General features: G+C 41.8%; 11 protein-coding genes and 1 pseudogene. 6 read left to right on the plus strand and 6 right to left on the minus strand.

What is annotated here, in order from left to right; all coding sequences use genetic code 11:
* Positions 1-480: 480 nt before the first annotated feature.
* From NQU59_RS15185 to NQU59_RS15205, 5 genes and pseudogenes are all read right to left on the minus strand, one after another.
* Positions 481-849: a hypothetical protein gene (locus tag NQU59_RS15185; protein ID WP_257063986.1), complete on the minus strand. Its 369-nt coding sequence runs from the start codon at positions 847-849 to the stop codon at positions 481-483.
* Positions 849-2,408 carry a hypothetical protein gene (locus tag NQU59_RS15190; RefSeq protein ID WP_257063987.1) on the minus strand — a complete coding sequence of 520 codons (1,560 nt, stop codon included), beginning with the start codon at positions 2,406-2,408 and terminating at the stop codon, positions 849-851. Before NQU59_RS15190 ends, NQU59_RS15185 begins: the two co-directional genes overlap by 1 nt.
* A gap of 1 nt (position 2,409) precedes the next feature.
* Positions 2,410-5,168: pseudogene (locus tag NQU59_RS15195) on the minus strand (type VI secretion system Vgr family protein).
* 239 nt (positions 5,169-5,407) lie between these two features.
* A complete protein-coding gene (locus NQU59_RS15200; RefSeq protein ID WP_257063988.1) occupies positions 5,408-5,770 on the minus strand; it encodes a 5-carboxymethyl-2-hydroxymuconate Delta-isomerase in 363 nt (120 codons plus the stop codon).
* Between the two features lie 12 nt (positions 5,771-5,782).
* Complete coding sequence (locus NQU59_RS15205) at positions 5,783-7,495, minus strand: AAA family ATPase (RefSeq protein WP_257063989.1); 1,713 nt, start codon at positions 7,493-7,495, stop codon at positions 5,783-5,785.
* Positions 7,496-7,689: 194 nt separating this feature from the next.
* Between NQU59_RS15205 and NQU59_RS15210 the strand changes: the two genes are divergently transcribed.
* Complete coding sequence (locus NQU59_RS15210) at positions 7,690-8,655, plus strand: alpha/beta hydrolase (RefSeq protein WP_257063990.1); 966 nt, start codon at positions 7,690-7,692, stop codon at positions 8,653-8,655.
* Between the two features lie 30 nt (positions 8,656-8,685).
* Here the strand turns inward: NQU59_RS15210 and NQU59_RS15215 are convergent, their stop codons facing one another.
* On the minus strand, positions 8,686-9,864 hold the full coding sequence (locus tag NQU59_RS15215) for a transcriptional regulator (protein ID WP_257063991.1): 1,179 nt from the start codon (positions 9,862-9,864) through the stop codon (positions 8,686-8,688).
* Positions 9,865-9,991: 127 nt separating this feature from the next.
* Here NQU59_RS15215 and exaC point away from each other — a divergent pair, with 127 nt between their 5' ends.
* From exaC to NQU59_RS15240, 5 genes are all read left to right on the plus strand, one after another.
* A complete protein-coding gene (gene exaC, locus NQU59_RS15220) occupies positions 9,992-11,503 on the plus strand; it encodes an acetaldehyde dehydrogenase ExaC (protein ID WP_043970388.1) in 1,512 nt (503 codons plus the stop codon).
* A 211-nt stretch (positions 11,504-11,714) separates the two neighbouring features.
* Positions 11,715-13,145: an ethanolamine permease gene (gene eat / locus NQU59_RS15225; protein WP_257063992.1), complete on the plus strand. Its 1,431-nt coding sequence runs from the start codon at positions 11,715-11,717 to the stop codon at positions 13,143-13,145.
* A 23-nt stretch (positions 13,146-13,168) separates the two neighbouring features.
* Complete coding sequence (locus NQU59_RS15230) at positions 13,169-14,554, plus strand: ethanolamine ammonia-lyase subunit EutB (protein WP_005242286.1); 1,386 nt, start codon at positions 13,169-13,171, stop codon at positions 14,552-14,554.
* Positions 14,555-14,564: 10 nt separating this feature from the next.
* On the plus strand, positions 14,565-15,377 hold the full coding sequence (gene eutC / locus NQU59_RS15235) for an ethanolamine ammonia-lyase subunit EutC (protein WP_043970398.1): 813 nt from the start codon (positions 14,565-14,567) through the stop codon (positions 15,375-15,377).
* Between the two features lie 116 nt (positions 15,378-15,493).
* Complete coding sequence (locus NQU59_RS15240; protein ID WP_257063993.1) at positions 15,494-16,201, plus strand: glutamine amidotransferase; 708 nt, start codon at positions 15,494-15,496, stop codon at positions 16,199-16,201.
* Positions 16,202-16,211 lie beyond the last annotated feature (10 nt).

Here is a 16,211-nt window from a genome sequence, read left to right on the forward strand (position 1 = left end):
AAAAACCCCTCCAAACTAAATTTTTCTATATATTTTTCATCATTAAATAGAAGTTTACCAATACATTTCAAAAGAAACTCCCACCTCATCTAAATAATCTTCAATACCATAGATTCTTTCAAAAAGTTCCTTACTATTTTTCTTTATGAAAATGTAATTATATATATAATTAACATCAAAGAAAGAACTAAACCCATTAAACCAAAAGCAATCCAATATCCATAATTAAATAGTTTATCATTCATTCACAGATTCCTGTTTTTTGCTTTTGCCAATCTTCGAATAGCTCACTACCATATTTACCACCAACAATAATACCTGTCCCCACTACAACGGCAGTAATTGTGAACGAAACAGGTAAAGATATGTATAGCTAACTTATTTTAAAACATATTAAAAACCTAAATATATTAGAAAATCAGCAATAGACTCATAGAAAAAAATGCGATTCCAAAGATAAAAACAAACAAAGACAAGATCTCAATTATAATAATTTGTTTTTAAATTTTTCACATAAATAAATAACATTATCCTGATACAGATTTGGATACAAGCTTGGACTTTTTCTCCACGTTTTGCAAAATACGGCATCTTTTCATAATGTTTGTATGTTATAAAATATGAAAACCACATCATGGAGATTATAAAATTAAGTTGTAGTACCTTTTCAAAAGATATTCCTACCTCATCTAAATACTCTTCAATACCATATATTTTTTCAGAAAGTTCTTTACTATTTTTCTTTATAAATAATAGGTTATATATATATGTATATAAAAGTAGAATTAAGCCAATAACAAGCAAGCTAATTAAAACGCTACCATAAAAATCAACTAATTGATTTTCCATTAGCATACCCCCGTCCTTTTCTTGAGTTCATCCTCAGCAAAATCTGCACCATATTTACCACCACCAATTACACCTGCACCAATAACAACAGCTGTAATAGTCAAGGAAACAGGTAGGGATATTGTATATCCAACTGCCCCAGCCACAGTACCAATAATATAAATTAATCCCCTTGCGGCCACTTTTCCTCCAAAGTTACCAGCAGCTCCTCCCATAATGCCACCAGCAATCTTACTACCTTCAATCAAGGCTACTTTCTTTGTGAGTTCCATATCACCCGTGTTATAGGCATCCATTGTATTTTTAAAGAAAATTGCAGCACCTAAACCAACCACCAATTGCTTACCCATTCTTAAACCGATGCTAATTTTCCCTAAATCAACGATCATTTTATCGTAATGCTTCAAACCACCTCTGACAGCTTCTGAACGTATAAGAGAATCTGTCTTCATATATTTTTTCATTAACGGGATTTGAGTTTGAGGCTCTATAACATGCATATCTTTTAGCGCAGTACCCAATTGACTATAAAGTGAGGCATATTTTTTCTTAAAATCTGAATAATGCTTAGGATTCGCATATTTAGATTTCATTAGCTGTTCACTTTGATAAACAGCCATAATCGCATCATTGCTCTTTATCACTTTTTCCAGTGATTTTTCTTTCATCACTTGAAGTTCATTTTTTTTAAGTTTTTTATCTCGTTCACTTTTTTGTTCGGCACTATCTACAATTTGTCCCGTTTTTTCTGCAACTTGATCAAGTAGATTACTATCACCTTGACAGTATTCCTTTTTAAACTCGTCTACTGTGGCGACTTTCTTTCGGTCACTTACATTGGCTAATGCCACTTCAGTAGCATGTGACCAATAGTCGTATAAAAGTTCATAATTTTCTGCAAAAAATGCCGCATCAAAATTTGATGATTTTCTTAATAAATTTAATTTCTCTTCAACACTGCTCGCCAAACTCTTATATTCATTTAACTTTGGATCCTCAGCATATTTATTCGACAAAATGACCACTTGACAAGGCTTAAGCACAGTCATTGGTCCATTGCTTGATAACTCTGACAAATGGGCATTGTTATTTTTAAAAATCGAAAACTCTTTTGTCGTAGGCGGGTATACATAGATGCGTTTTAACAATGCATCAACGGTCTCGTCCTCCCGAATCAGCAGCCAACCAACTTCGACACCTTCTTTTATATAAACTTTTTGGATTTTATTTTCTTCAATAGGGGAACTTTGTGCTTGATGGTACTTAAACTTGATCTCTGTAAACTTTCCGCTTTCAGCTTGTGCTAAATGTGGGAGTATTGCCCCTTGATACCATTTACCATCTAAGAAAATATCTACTTGAACAACTGCTGTATCATAGTTAACCTCAATTTTATGAGTTTTCATAAACTTATTAAAAGATGTCAGTTTAGATACATAGGTAGACTTAGCTTCAGATGTTTTTGCTGTAATCACATAGGTCAAACGTGGCAAAGCGATATATTTTGGAACATTCGTTAATACGGCTTGTGTAATCTTAGGTTGAGGATACTTCGCCATCTTAATTATCCAATTTCTTTATTTTGTCATTAATTGCATGGAGATAGTAATTCTCTTGCTTGTCCGTGACAAATGCCTGAGTCAAACTATTCGCATCTGTTTTTCCATAGCTCACATGTCCTTGATCATTCATTAACATGTAAGAAGTGAAAGGTAGCAGTTCTTGGGTTTCAGTATCCCTCAATTCAAACTGTATTTTGTGCAGCCCCAATTTAGGCATTAACGGAATGGTTGCATGAACATTTTCACCACCCATAAACAAATGCTGCCCTGCCTTCACCTCAAACTTGCCACTGGTCACAGGAAAAATACCTGAACCATTAATTTTAATTTGAGCGTCTTTAGTCGTAATTAAAATTTCTTTAGGACTGGTAATCTCGATCCGATCTTCAGTCGAAATAATCTGAATGCCTTGCTTAGCAAGCAAGTCCATACCATCCCCTTGAGCATGCACTTCAAACTTACCTTTCGCTGCGACTTGTTTAATGCCACTTTGTGCTGCAAACACACTGATTCTGTTTTGCGCATGTGTAATCAGGTTTTTTTGTGTACTTAGATTGATACTATCGCCTGCAAACTGGTTAATCTGTCCATCGGCAGAGAGATGAATATCTTCATTGCTACTTAGGCCAATCCCTGCTGGTGAATTCAGCAATAGCAATGATTTTTTAAACTGGGCGATTTTTTCTTGAATTTGCTCCGCAAACTCTTTCAGTTGATCCAACGATTCTATTTCATCGGTTTGCTGATTCTTGGCAACTTCGCTCAGTGCCTTGGCATTGCTTTGATTGCCTTCTAGCTGCTGTTTAGCAGGTTGGGCATCAAGGTGTTCACCTTGCGCCTGATCTTGTTTATGTGTGGAAAGCAATAAACCTTCGCCTGCACGTACAGCTCCCCATTGGTCGGTACGTAGCTCAAAACCTTCGCCTCGGTCTTCACTTTCGGCTTTATCTTTAGGATGACTCAGTTTACCCAGATTCAGTTGACTGGCCGCATGACTGCTTTGCAACTGGGCACTGATCTGACCTGTGGTGTCATCAAAGCGTAACTGGTTAAAGCCTTCACCTTGGTATTCTTTGGACTTGATCCCTGCCAGTTTCTTGGTGTCAGGCAGTTTGCCTGTATGGTCAAACTTGGTTGGGCTGCGATGACCTTCATGGATACGTCCCACTACAAATGGACGGTCAATATTGCCATCAAAGAAGTCGATGACAACAATCTCACCAATCCTCGGTAACAAGCGTGCACCATAGCCTTCACCAGCCCAAGGCGTGAGTACATCAACCCAAGCTGAATCGGTATCGTTGTCATTGGCACCTGCACCACCATCATGGCTGTGGTCTTCATTACGGGTAAACAGGAAGCGGACTTTAATCCGTCCCCATTCATCCACATGGATTTCTTCGCCACTTGGCCCAACCACTTTGGCACGCTGCGGTGAAGCGACTGGACGGTGTTGTAATGGGTTAAATTCGGGTACGATTTTAATGCTACGGCGTTGTAGCGTCAGTTGATTGGCTTGGCGTTCTTCATTGTTACTTTGTTGGGTTGGCTGCCAGTTGCTTTGCGCTAATAATTGATTGATCTGCTGATTGAGGTCTTTAGGCAAGTTGTTTTGGTTATAGAAGTTTTTACCTGTAATCAGAAATTCTTTGTCGCTGCCATCGTGTTGATCGATTTCAGGATGCTCAGCCAATTCAAACCAGTAACCCACATGGGTATCGCGCACGGTAGTATCGGCGATAAATTGCTTGGATTGCAGATCGTAATATTGACCCAGATTCTGATTCAGCTTTTCAATCTGTGCATTGCCCGATGCAGTTGCACCATCTTCACCATTCAGGTCTTGCATCCAAGCCGGTGAAAAGTGCCATGCCTGTTCCAGACCTAAACTGGCATTGTCGTATTGAGCACTGTGTTTATGCGTGCTTTGTACGCTGCCTGCACCATCTTCCTGTTCCAGTGCATCGGCTTGCCAACGCTGTACATGCACGCTACTCGGTTGTAAGCTGCGTTGCCCCACCAGACTGGTCATGCTGTCGTATTGTTCAGTGGCACTGCTGCGGTGGTAACGAATCTGTCGACGATCGAGCGCTTGGTATTGGCTATTGTCATCAATCAAACGTAGCTTTTGTGGTTGGATTTTTTCATTGATACTACTTACCTTAAGCTGAGCTTCGTCAATTAGCCAGTTAATCCCTTCGCTACGCATCAAGGATGTTAAAAACGCTTCATCTGATTGATTATATTGCATAATAAAAGGACGAATATCGTAATCTTGACTGAGTCCGCTTAAATCCAAAGTCAAACTGGAAGCGAATAAGGGACTCTTTTGCTGCCACTCCTTGAAGACAATTTGCACCACATCAGGCACGCTCTTGTTCATAAACACGCGACTGTTACGGCGTTGTTTCCACAGTGCGGTTGGGTCTTCTAAAGTCAGCTTATATACCGTGAGGCTACCATCCGATTGCCCTTGCAGGGCTTGGGTGATAATGCCTGTGACACGAGTCAGCTGACCTTGATCAGTCACCGTATCAATTGGGCTTGGCTACCAATAAATTGTTTTAGCGGAATAGTAGCATTGGTCGATAAGCAAATTAATTCTGCTTTAAAACCCGCATTCAGTTGATGCTGACCATCAATGCGTTGCAGGAACACTTGAGTATTTAAATTTTGATTGGAAAACTGAATATGGATCGCACGTCTCTGTGCAGTAAGGCCCAAACTTTCCAAGGCCTGAAATATATTACTCAACATTATTTTATAAAAAATCAACTTAAATTTACGCTATTCTATAAACAGCATACAAATCTGTCTATATTTTTAATGTTATATTCTGCAACGAATTTAGGAATAAAGATTTTATTTTAATATAAGTGACTAGAATGATTAGCAATAATTTTTTTAAGACTATCAAATCAAAATACATATTAATCAGTATATTTTATCAAATAAGGACAATTGGCCTTATTTGATAAAACAGCGTTTACTTTAAACTAAATTGTTGCTTTAAAATAATCCTCTTTGGGCATATCAATCACTTCAACACAGAGCTGAACGGGATAGCTGACCTCAGCTTGCATATAGCTTTTTTGCTCGAGTTGACGCAACAATGCTGCACCCGCGGCTTGCTTCTGTGCCTGCGTTCGTCCACTCAATATATACAGCTTTAAATGAATATAGGCCTCTTCTGTTTCATTCAAACCAATTAAAAACACCTCATCTTTAAATGCACGGGATTTAATATCATTTGCGATAAATAATTCCGTTTCAACCAATGCAATATTCGCATCTTTTAATAATTGATGCGGATTTAATTCAGTTAAATTGGCTGAATAGTGGGCAATCAAATGCGGCATTTTTTATCATTCCTATTCAATAAATAATAAGGCTAAACGGACTTGATCATACGCCATTCGCGGACTAGTGGCTTCAACAATAGGACGTAATTTAATTGCACCATCATCGGTAAAATGTTCAGGGTTTTTACGTTTATGCAAACGTTTATAAATCTTACGCACTTCTTCAATCACTTCTTCGCCTGGGCTGGCGACTGAAATATCCAAGCCCTGCTCTTTATGCAAACGCGCCAGATGATTGATGATCGTTGCAGGCGTTAAACCACGCTCATGTGCAATATCTTCAATTTCATACCCCTCTTCAAATAAAGTACGGGTTTCATCCAAGGTTGCAGCGGCATAGTTCTGTTTCGCACCCTTGGCAATTTTCTTTTCATTACGGGCAATTTCAGTGGCATTCAATGTGCCACCACAATGACGAATAAAAGCATTATGCTGTGTGGTTAAATCAATATTTTCAAAGTTGGCTTCTGCTTCACTCGATAACTCCTGAAAACGGCGATCCGCTTTAATGGCTAAGCTATCCAGTTCAAGCGCCTGTTCATTAAAGCCGAGTAGCTTCAGCCCTGTCAGTGATTTTAAACGTGATAAAGCCACATAGCCCTGACCTTTTTCAAAGGTATGGGTGAGATTGATTTCTGCAGCTTCCAAAGTCATCCCTTGGCTTTTATGAATGGTGATTGCCCATGCCAAACGCAACGGAATCTGTTGGAAACTGGCAATCGCCTTACCCGCTTCATTTTCAATCGACCATGTTTCTGGTTCAACCAAGAAGGTTGTACCATCAGTCAATTTTACTTTTGGCAGAATGCCCTGCTTGTCATCTTCTTCAAAGCCGATCACTTCGCCCAAACTGCCGTTGATATAGCCCATATCAAAGTTGTTTTTGACAAACATCACCTTGGCATTTTTCTTCAAGGTCAGTTCTTCAGGCGCACGTACCGATGATTTTAGGGTTTCCATCAACTTTTCATTGCCATCGACAACCGCATTGAATTGATGGCTCTCATTGTCGATTTCATTGAGGTGCTGATAATTAATATTATCGACATCCATATTGTGCGTATATAAACGGGTAAAGGTCTCGCCAATATCATGCTGGCGCGATTGTTGTAAGGCGGTGATGTGATTGCTTTGAATATTCTGGGCACGAATCGCATTTAAAATCTGATTGAGGATTTCATCATCCTGACGATGCTGTTCCGTTAAATAACAGACACGGAATTTGGCTTCGACCCAAGCCTCCGACATAAAGCAGAATTTATCGCGATTGCTTTCATCCTTTTTACCAACGGGCGGTAACTGAAAGAAGTCACCGGCCACAATGACCTGAATCCCGCCAAAGGCCTCATCACTTTCTTTAAAGTACTTCAGGACTTGATTGACCAGATTCAGTTGCTTGGCATGCAACATGGAAATTTCATCAATAATCAGCACTTGGGCATTTTCTAAATGCTCTTTTAAATATTTACGTTCTTTCATTCGCTTGAGGTCATCATCGCTCAAACGATCTTTAATCCCAATCCCTGCCCAAGTGTGAATGGTCATACCATTCATATGGGTTGCTGCAATCCCTGTCGATGCAGTAATCGCCACAGGCACTTTACGGGCTTTTAAATAATGGATGTATTGATTAAGCGTATAGGTTTTACCTGCACCAGCTGAGCCCGTTAAAAAAACATTTTCCCCAGCTTTGAGTAACTTCAGTGCAGTCTCTTGTTTCATAATTTCTTCAGTCAAAAACAACAGCGCATAGCTTAACGATTTTTTGCCTAAAATAAAAATGCAATACGAAATCTCTCCGTATTTCCTCACCGAATCGCCACTTTTTGTGAACGATAGCTATCGCATAATTGCATTGACATACAGATGATTTCATTTAATGTGGTTGTTAATGAATTCAGACTTGATCTATAAAAATGACTACTTCAAATCTCTATACATATCAACCAGATATACTAGGTGAAAATTATCAGCAACTGACCTTAAATTTCGCTGATGATTATGATGGAAAAGTTGTTGCTACTTTGGTTCGCAAGAAGGCTGCTGAAGCGACCAAAAAAGCGGTTTTATATATTCATGGTTTTGCAGACTATTTTTTCCAAAAAGAAATGGCTGAACAATTTAATCAGCATGGCTACGATTTTTATGCCCTTGACCTAAGAAAATATGGTCGCTCTCGCCTCCCTCACCAAAAATTCTACTATGTGCTGGATTTACGTGAATACGATGCCGAAATCAGCAAAGCACTGGAAATTATCGGGCAAGAGAATCACAATCAAGTACTACTAGCTGGTCATTCAACAGGCGGTCTAATTGCCACCTTATATGCGGCACATTATCCAGATCATCGCTTAATCAAAGCAGTCTGGAACAATAGTCCATTCTATGATTTCTATAAAAGTGTGCTTGAGAAAAAAGTGGGCATTCCACTCTTGAGTAAAGTAGGTAAACGCCTACCGAATGGTAAATTTCCAAGCGGTCTAAATCAATGGTATACCCCAAGCTTACATAAAAATTTTTATGGTGAGTGGGATTTCAACCTCGATTGGAAACCGAAAAGCATGCCTTTTGTGCACTTGTCTTTTGTCACGGCGATTCACGAAGCGCAAAAGGAAATTCATCAAGGCGTGACTTTAAATGTACCGACTTTGATCATGCATTCACATCAATCTAACAATCCAAGAAAATGGGGAATCGACGCTCAACAAAGCGATGTGATTCTCGATGTCAAAGACATGACTCAGAATGCCAAGAAAATGAAAGGTGATGTACAAACGCTGTCCATTCAAAATGGTCTGCATGATTTGGTTTTATCTGCACCGCCTGTGCGTGCACAGGTTTATAAAGATCTGTTTGCTTGGTTAGCAGAAAAAATCCAGTAATACTGACGCCCCTTTTAAATATCTGAATGCTCAGTGGTCTTGGTACTTACTGAGCATATTTTTAGCAGGATGCGAAGCTGGCAGTAACTCCAGTAAACGTTCAGCGGCATCAATTGCTTCAGGCGAATAGGCCAAATGCTTTAATAAAGCGTCACTGCCCTGTGTCTGAAAAATGGCATGACTCAAACGGGATTCCAAGCCATCTCGCCATGCACATAAAAATGGACTTTCGGTTTTCGCTAAGAAAATACCGGTATAGCCTTGCAGTGCGGTACTGATATAACCGGCATCCAAGGCTTGCTCAAGTTGCAAGAAATCTGCCTCGACGGCAACGTTGAGACGATAAGGTCGTGAGCCGAGCGCATCGCCTAAACGGTCTCTCAAATGCGACATCTCTGCTTTTAATGTCCCAAGACTGACTTTGCGTTCCCCATACAACGCCTGATGTAAATTCTCTAAATTCAATCCCTGCGGGCACAAGGCTAAAATCACCAGAATTTCAATTTGTCTTGGGGTTAAAGTCAAATTCTGCCCGTTCAGCAAGACCTGTGCCGTATTAAAGGTACGTAAATACAATTGTTGCTGCTGTAATTGCTGTACTGCCATTTGCAAAATTGCGGCACAACGCTCGACGGCCAATAACCCTAAACTATTGTGGTGTTCCCATGTGGTGGATAAATCCACCACACCTAAAAGCTGCTTGGAATAAGGGTCAATAATCGGCGCAGCGTAACAAACCCAATCATGTACCGACGCCATATAGTGTTCATTGGAAAATACACAACTGGATTTACGGGTCTTGAGTGAAAGCGCCAAGGCATTGGTGCCAACCAGTTCTTCCTGCCATTGCCCACCTGCAACAAAGTGAACCTGTTCAGCCGCATTGCGCATTTGGGTACAGGATGCTGTCCAAATAATAGTACTGCCGACATCGCCGACCGCAAGCACCATTGAAGACTGTTCTGCTACATGCTTGAGGTCTTGTTGGCAAACCTGTAATGCCAAAGCCAAAGAACCTGTTTGAGTCGAAACTTGATTGAGCAAAGGCGCAGCTAAACGTTCTTTAGGAATATCAGCGAGTGTAGAACGCTCCCATGAACTGGCGATACTCTGTTCCATTTTTTCAGCATGTTGCGGGTTGAGGCTGCTTTGCGTCCTCAGTTGTTCAACCTGCTTGCGCTGTTGCAATAATTCCTTTTTTGTATGCATTTGTAATTCCCTACATCCTTGACATGCAATTCCAACCTTTTTCCAACCTTTAGCGCGATATGTTCAGTGTTAATAACCTACTGGGTACTTTATTTAAAAATATCAAAACACATAAAGGAGTATGTATATGCGCTATGTTGATCCCAATCAATCTGGTTCAAAAATCCATTTCAAAGACCAGTATGAAAACTTTATTGGTGGGCAATGGGTTGCGCCAGTCAAAGGAGTTTACTTTGACAATATTTCCCCTGTCGATGGCAAAAGTTTTACTCGTATTCCTCGCTCCAGTGCCGAAGATATTGAACTGGCACTGGATGCTGCCCATAAAGCCAAGCAGGAATGGAACAAATCCTCTCCAACCACGCGTTCTAATTTATTGCTTAAAATTGCTGACCGAATGGAAGCCAATTTGGAAATGTTGGCGGTTGCTGAAACCTGGGATAACGGTAAGCCAGTCCGCGAAACACTGGCGGCAGATATCCCGTTAGCCATTGACCATTTCCGTTATTTTGCTGGCTGTATTCGTGCTCAGGAAGGTGGCATCTCCGAAATTGATGAAGATACCATCGCCTACCACTTTCATGAGCCACTCGGTGTGGTGGGGCAAATCATCCCGTGGAACTTCCCGATCTTGATGGCGGCATGGAAACTGGCCCCAGCATTGGCTGCGGGGAACTGTGTGGTGATTAAACCTGCGGAGCAAACCCCAGTTGGTATTTTATTGGTGGCGGAACTGATACAGGATCTCCTACCAGCAGGTGTCCTCAATATCGTCAATGGTTACGGCGCCGAAGTGGGCCGACCACTGGCCACCAGTCCACGCATTGCCAAAATTGCGTTTACCGGTTCAACCCAAGTTGGGCAATTGATCATGCAATATGCCACTGAAAACATTATTCCTGTGACATTGGAACTCGGCGGAAAATCACCGAATGTATTCTTTGCCGATGTGATGGATCATGACGATGATTTTCTTGATAAAACCCTTGAAGGTTTTGCCATGTTTGCGCTGAATCAAGGTGAAGTCTGCACCTGCCCATCTCGTGCCTTGATTCAGGAAAGTATCGCCGATCAATTTATGGAAAAAGCCATCGAACGGGTCAAGCGCATCAAACTTGGACATCCACTCGATACCGACACCATGGTCGGTGCACAAGCCTCCTTAGAACAACAAGAGAAAATCCTGCGTTGTATCGATACAGGCCGACAAGAAGGTGCCGAGGTACTTTTGGGTGGCCATGGTCGCCAAGAAGTCGGCAATGGTTATTACATCGAACCGACCATCTTTAAGGGCCACAACCAGATGCAAGTGTTTCAGGAAGAGATCTTTGGCCCTGTGCTATCGGTAACTACATTTAAGGACTTTGATGAAGCCATTCAGATCGCCAATGACACCATGTATGGCTTAGGTGCTGGGGTCTGGTCACGTTCAACCCATACCGCCTATCGGGCTGGTCGTGCCATTGAGGCGGGTCGAGTTTGGACCAATTGTTATCACATCTACCCAGCTCATGCTGCATTTGGGGGCTATAAAAAGTCTGGGGTTGGCCGTGAAAACCATAAAATGATGCTCGATCATTATCAACAAACCAAAAACTTGTTGGTGAGTTATTCAACCAAAGCCATGGGCTTTTTCTAGGCGATTCAAATCGGTTTGCTGACCGGTATAAGCCTTATCTTTAAAGACTTATACCGGTTTTAAATCGGCAGCTGTTGGTTTATAAACAAAACCTCTATTTTTCACTCAAACTGAATCACCAAAGCAAATAAAAATTAAATTTTGGCACAAGATGTGCAACATCGGCATTGCTTTTGCATCTTGCTGATGAGAACCATACACGGAGCTTTGTATGAACAATCAAGAACCACTTTCTGTACTTTCAGCATCGACAACCTCTTCCGAAGATTATTTTGCCCAGAGAAAACTTAAACAAGGTGCCGTGGGCTGGTTATTGCTGATCGGTCTAGGTGTCGCCTATGTTATTTCAGGTGATTTTGCTGGCTGGAATTTCGGTATTGCACAAGGCGGTTGGGGTGGCATGTTTGTTGCCACCGCAGTCGTTGCCGTGATGTATCTGTGCCTATGCCTTGCCATGTCCGAAATGGCGACCATGCTGCCAACAGCAGGTGGCGGTTATAGTTTTGCCCGTATCGCATTTGGCCCACTCGGTGGCTATTTAACAGGTACCGCAATTCTGATTGAATATGCGATTGCTCCTGCCGCTATCGCGACCTTCATTGGGGCCTATTGTGAATCGTTATTCGGTATAGGTGGCTGGCAGGTTTATTTAGCCTGTTATCTCATTTTTATGGGCATCCACCTGAAAGGTGCAGGTGAAGCGCTTAAAATTATGTTTGCCATCACCTTAGTTGCGGCAATCGCACTGGCTGTTTTTATTGTTGCGATGTTGCCGCATTTTAATTCGCAAAATCTGTTTGATATTGCTGCGGGGCAACAATTTGGCGCAAGCCACTTTTTACCTTATGGCTATTTAGGTATTTGGGCCGCTGTTCCCTATGCGATCTGGTTTTTCTTGGCTGTTGAAGGTGTACCCTTAGCCGCAGAAGAAGCCAAAGATCCTGCCAAATCACTGCCACGCGGATTGATTGGTGCCATGCTGATTTTAACCGCCTTTGCCCTATTAATTCTATTTTTAGGCGCAGGTGCAGCAGGTGCCAGTACCTTGCAACACTCCAGTGCGCCTTTGGTCGATGCCCTTGTCAAAGTCTATGGACAAGGTACTTGGTTGGCCAACTTTGTTAATTTTGTCGGTCTTGCTGGGCTCATCGCCAGTTTCTTTTCAATTATCTATGCGTATTCACGTCAAATTTTCGCCCTCTCCCGTGCTGGCTATTTACCTACCTCGCTGTCATTAACCAATAAAAATCACGCCCCTTATTTAGCCATCATTATTCCCGGCATAATCGGATTCTTGTTGTCCTTAACTAAAGAAGGTGACCTACTGATTTTAATTGCAGTCTTCGGTGCAACCATTTCTTATGTATTGATGATGCTCTCGCATATTAAACTGCGCGTATCTCGACCTTTAATGCACCGTCCCTATAAAACACCTGGCGGTATTTTCACTTCAAGTATTGCCTTGATTCTGGCAGCGATTGCAGTTGTCGCAGGGTTTCTAGTCAATCCTAAAGTGTGGTGTATTGCAGCAGGCATTTATATAGTCTTTATTGCTTATTTTATATTTTATAGCCGTCATCAACTCATCCAAGGAACGCCAGAAGAAGAATTTGCACAGATCACCGCAGATGAAAAGCAATAATCAGGAAGATTAAGGAGAAGCGCATGCGTTACCGTCAAATCGTGGCCCAACAACACTATCAATTTGCTGATCTTAAAACCTTGATGGCAAAAGCCACCCCTTTACGTTCTGGCGATCAACTGGCAGGTGTTGCGGCACAGGATGCAACTGAACGAGTTGCAGCACAAATCACCCTGGCAGATGTGCCTTTAAAAAACTTTTTAAATGAAACCGTGGTCGATTACGAAAGCGATGAAATTACCCGTCTGATTATTGATGAACATCGCGCTGATCTGTTTGCGCCGATTGCGCATTTTACGGTTGGCGATTTCCGTAATTGGTTGCTCAGCGAGGATGCTACCACCGAAAAACTGCAACAGCTTGCAGCAGGATTAACCCCTGAAATGGTTGCCGCTGTGAGTAAAATCATGCGCAATCAAGATCTGATTTATGTCGCAAGCAAATGTGAGGTCATTACCCAATTTCGCAATACCATCGGTTTAAAAGGACATTTATCCACGCGTTTACAACCCAATCATCCGACCGATGATGTACTGGGTATTTCCGCCAGTATTTTGGATGGTTTAATGTATGGCAATGGAGATGCCGTGATCGGAATTAATCCTGCAACTGACAATCTGCATAATTTATCTGAACTGTTAAAACTGATCGATCATGTCATTCAGGAATATCAAATCCCGACCCAGTCTTGCGTTCTGACCCATATCAGTTCAGGCATTCAACTGGCAGAAAAAAATGTTCCAATTGACCTGATGTTTCAATCCATCGCAGGCACACAGAAAGCCAATGAAGGTTTCGGTATTTCGCTTGCCATGCTGCAAGAAGGCTATGAAGCGACGCTGGCTTTAAACCGAGGTACGCTTGGCAACAATGTGATGTACTTTGAAACAGGTCAAGGCAGCGCCCTATCCAGCAATGCGCATCATGGCGTTGATCAGCAGACCATTGAAGCGCGCGCCTATGCAGTGGCACGCAAATACAATCCCTTATTGGTCAATACCGTGGTCGGTTTCATTGGCCCTGAATATCTCTATGATGGCAAACAAATTATCCGGGCAGGTCTGGAAGATCATTTCTGTGGCAAACTGCTCGGTCTGCCAATGGGCTGTGATATTTGCTATACCAATCATGCCGATGCCGACCAAAACGATATGGATGTGCTGCTGACCCTATTTGGTACAGCAGGCATTAATTTTATTATGGGCATTCCGGGTTCAGATGATGTGATGCTGAATTATCAAACCACTTCCTTTCATGATGCACTTTATCTCAGACAATTACTCGGACTACAGCCTGCGCCTGAGTTTGCATCTTGGTTAGAACAGCAAGGTATTTTAAAACAGCAACAACAGCATATTCATTGGGCAAAACAGATGCCTGCTCAATTCTCTAGATTATTGATGCATTGAGGAGAGTTTGATGAAACTTTCAAAAGACATTCAATTTCCAGCCCAAACACATCACGACCAATGGGAAACCCTGAAACAGTTTACTGATGCGCGGATTGCCATTGGGCGCACAGGTTGCAGCATCCCAACCCGCGCTTTACTGGATTTTCAACTCAGCCATGCTCAGGCTAAAGATGCGGTTTTCCAGTGCTTAAATGTTGAATTACTCACTGAGCAATTACAACAATTGGGGCTTAATCCTATCCATGTACAAAGTCAGGCAGAACATAAAGAGCTGTATTTGAAGCGGCCTGATTTAGGACGATTACTTTCAACCGATTCGACGCAACAGCTTCAGCAGATGCAACAAGATCAGCAGGATTATGATGTCTGCATCGTGATTGGTGATGGTTTATCGGCTCGCGCCATTGAAGAAAATGCGCTGCCTTTCATACAGGCACTGATCCAACCTTTTGCAGAACAACAGTGGTCTTTAGCGCCTATTGTGATTGCTACAGGCAGTCGTGTTGCGTTGGGTGATGAAATTGCTGAAATTTTTCAGGCACGTATGTTGATTATGCTGATTGGTGAGCGTCCTGGTCTCAGTTCGCCTGACAGCATGGGCCTCTATTACACATTCGATGCCTTCAGTGGCTGCCTGGATTCGCAACGCAACTGTATTTCCAATATTCGTCCCGCAGGATTAAGTATTCCGATTGCTACCCAACGCTTACTGGCCTTAATGCATAACTCCAAACGGCTGGGGCTGTCTGGCGTTGATTTAAAGGATGAACATGTGGTACCAGTAGTTGAGGAACATCATCAACGCAAATTGCTTTTTTAACGATACAACACTTGGTCAGCCTTATTTTCAGTACTGTCCAAAGTACATAAGATCAAGACATCGATCTTAAAAATGATTTAAGATACAAAATAATTTTTATTCATCGGTACTCGGTCATGACCCTCGCCGCTCATCTCAAAACTGTTTGTGCCATTCAACATCTTACTTTTGAAGATCTCGGCTCTTTAGAAGATGTTTTTTATCAGTTCGGCTTCCGTGTCCGTTATTTCGAAGCGGGTGTCGATGACCTGAGTCCTGCACTAAACTATGAAGGGCTAACGGTAATTCTTGGCGGCCCCATCGGCGTCTATGAAACCGAGGACTATCCTTTTCTAGTCAATGAAATTGAAGGCTTAAAACAACGCTTAAAAGCCAACAAGCCGACCATTGGCATTTGCTTAGGTGCACAACTCATCGCACATGCATTGGGTGCAAAAGTCTATGCAGGACATCAGAAAGAAATCGGTTGGAGCCAATTGGAAATTAAGGCTGTTGAGCAGAGTCCTTTAGCCGCACTGGAAAATGTGGAAGTATTGCACTGGCATGGGGACACTTTTGATTTGCCCCCAAATGCAACTTTATTGGCAAGTTCTGCAATTTATCCAAATCAGGCCTTTTCTGTTGGCAATAATATTCTCGCCTTACAATTTCATCTTGAGGTGGTTGGGCAAAGTTTTGAGAAATGGCTGATTGGACATACCTGTGAAATACGCCATGCAGGTTTATCAATTCCTCAATTAAGACAAGATAATCAGGCCTATGCGGCACAGTTAGAGAATAAAATTGCCCAAATTATGAGCCATTTTCTTTCTCATCTAGATTGAGGCTAAAATC

The organism is Acinetobacter colistiniresistens (genome assembly GCF_024582815.1).
Classification (GTDB): Bacteria; Pseudomonadota; Gammaproteobacteria; order Pseudomonadales; family Moraxellaceae; genus Acinetobacter.

Coding starts and splice junctions, on each gene's coding strand:
- NQU59_RS15185 (WP_257063986.1), bottom strand. CDS start 849: ATGGAAAATCAATTAGTTGATTTTTATGGTAGCGTTTTAATTAGCTTG.
- NQU59_RS15190 (WP_257063987.1), bottom strand. CDS start 2,408: ATGGCGAAGTATCCTCAACCTAAGATTACACAAGCCGTATTAACGAAT.
- NQU59_RS15200 (WP_257063988.1), bottom strand. CDS start 5,770: ATGCCGCATTTGATTGCCCACTATTCAGCCAATTTAACTGAATTAAAT.
- NQU59_RS15205 (WP_257063989.1), bottom strand. CDS start 7,495: ATGAAACAAGAGACTGCACTGAAGTTACTCAAAGCTGGGGAAAATGTT.
- NQU59_RS15210 (WP_257063990.1), top strand. CDS start 7,690: ATGACTACTTCAAATCTCTATACATATCAACCAGATATACTAGGTGAA.
- NQU59_RS15215 (WP_257063991.1), bottom strand. CDS start 9,864: ATGCATACAAAAAAGGAATTATTGCAACAGCGCAAGCAGGTTGAACAA.
- exaC (WP_043970388.1), top strand. CDS start 9,992: ATGCGCTATGTTGATCCCAATCAATCTGGTTCAAAAATCCATTTCAAA.
- eat (WP_257063992.1), top strand. CDS start 11,715: ATGAACAATCAAGAACCACTTTCTGTACTTTCAGCATCGACAACCTCT.
- NQU59_RS15230 (WP_005242286.1), top strand. CDS start 13,169: ATGCGTTACCGTCAAATCGTGGCCCAACAACACTATCAATTTGCTGAT.
- eutC (WP_043970398.1), top strand. CDS start 14,565: ATGAAACTTTCAAAAGACATTCAATTTCCAGCCCAAACACATCACGAC.
- NQU59_RS15240 (WP_257063993.1), top strand. CDS start 15,494: ATGACCCTCGCCGCTCATCTCAAAACTGTTTGTGCCATTCAACATCTT.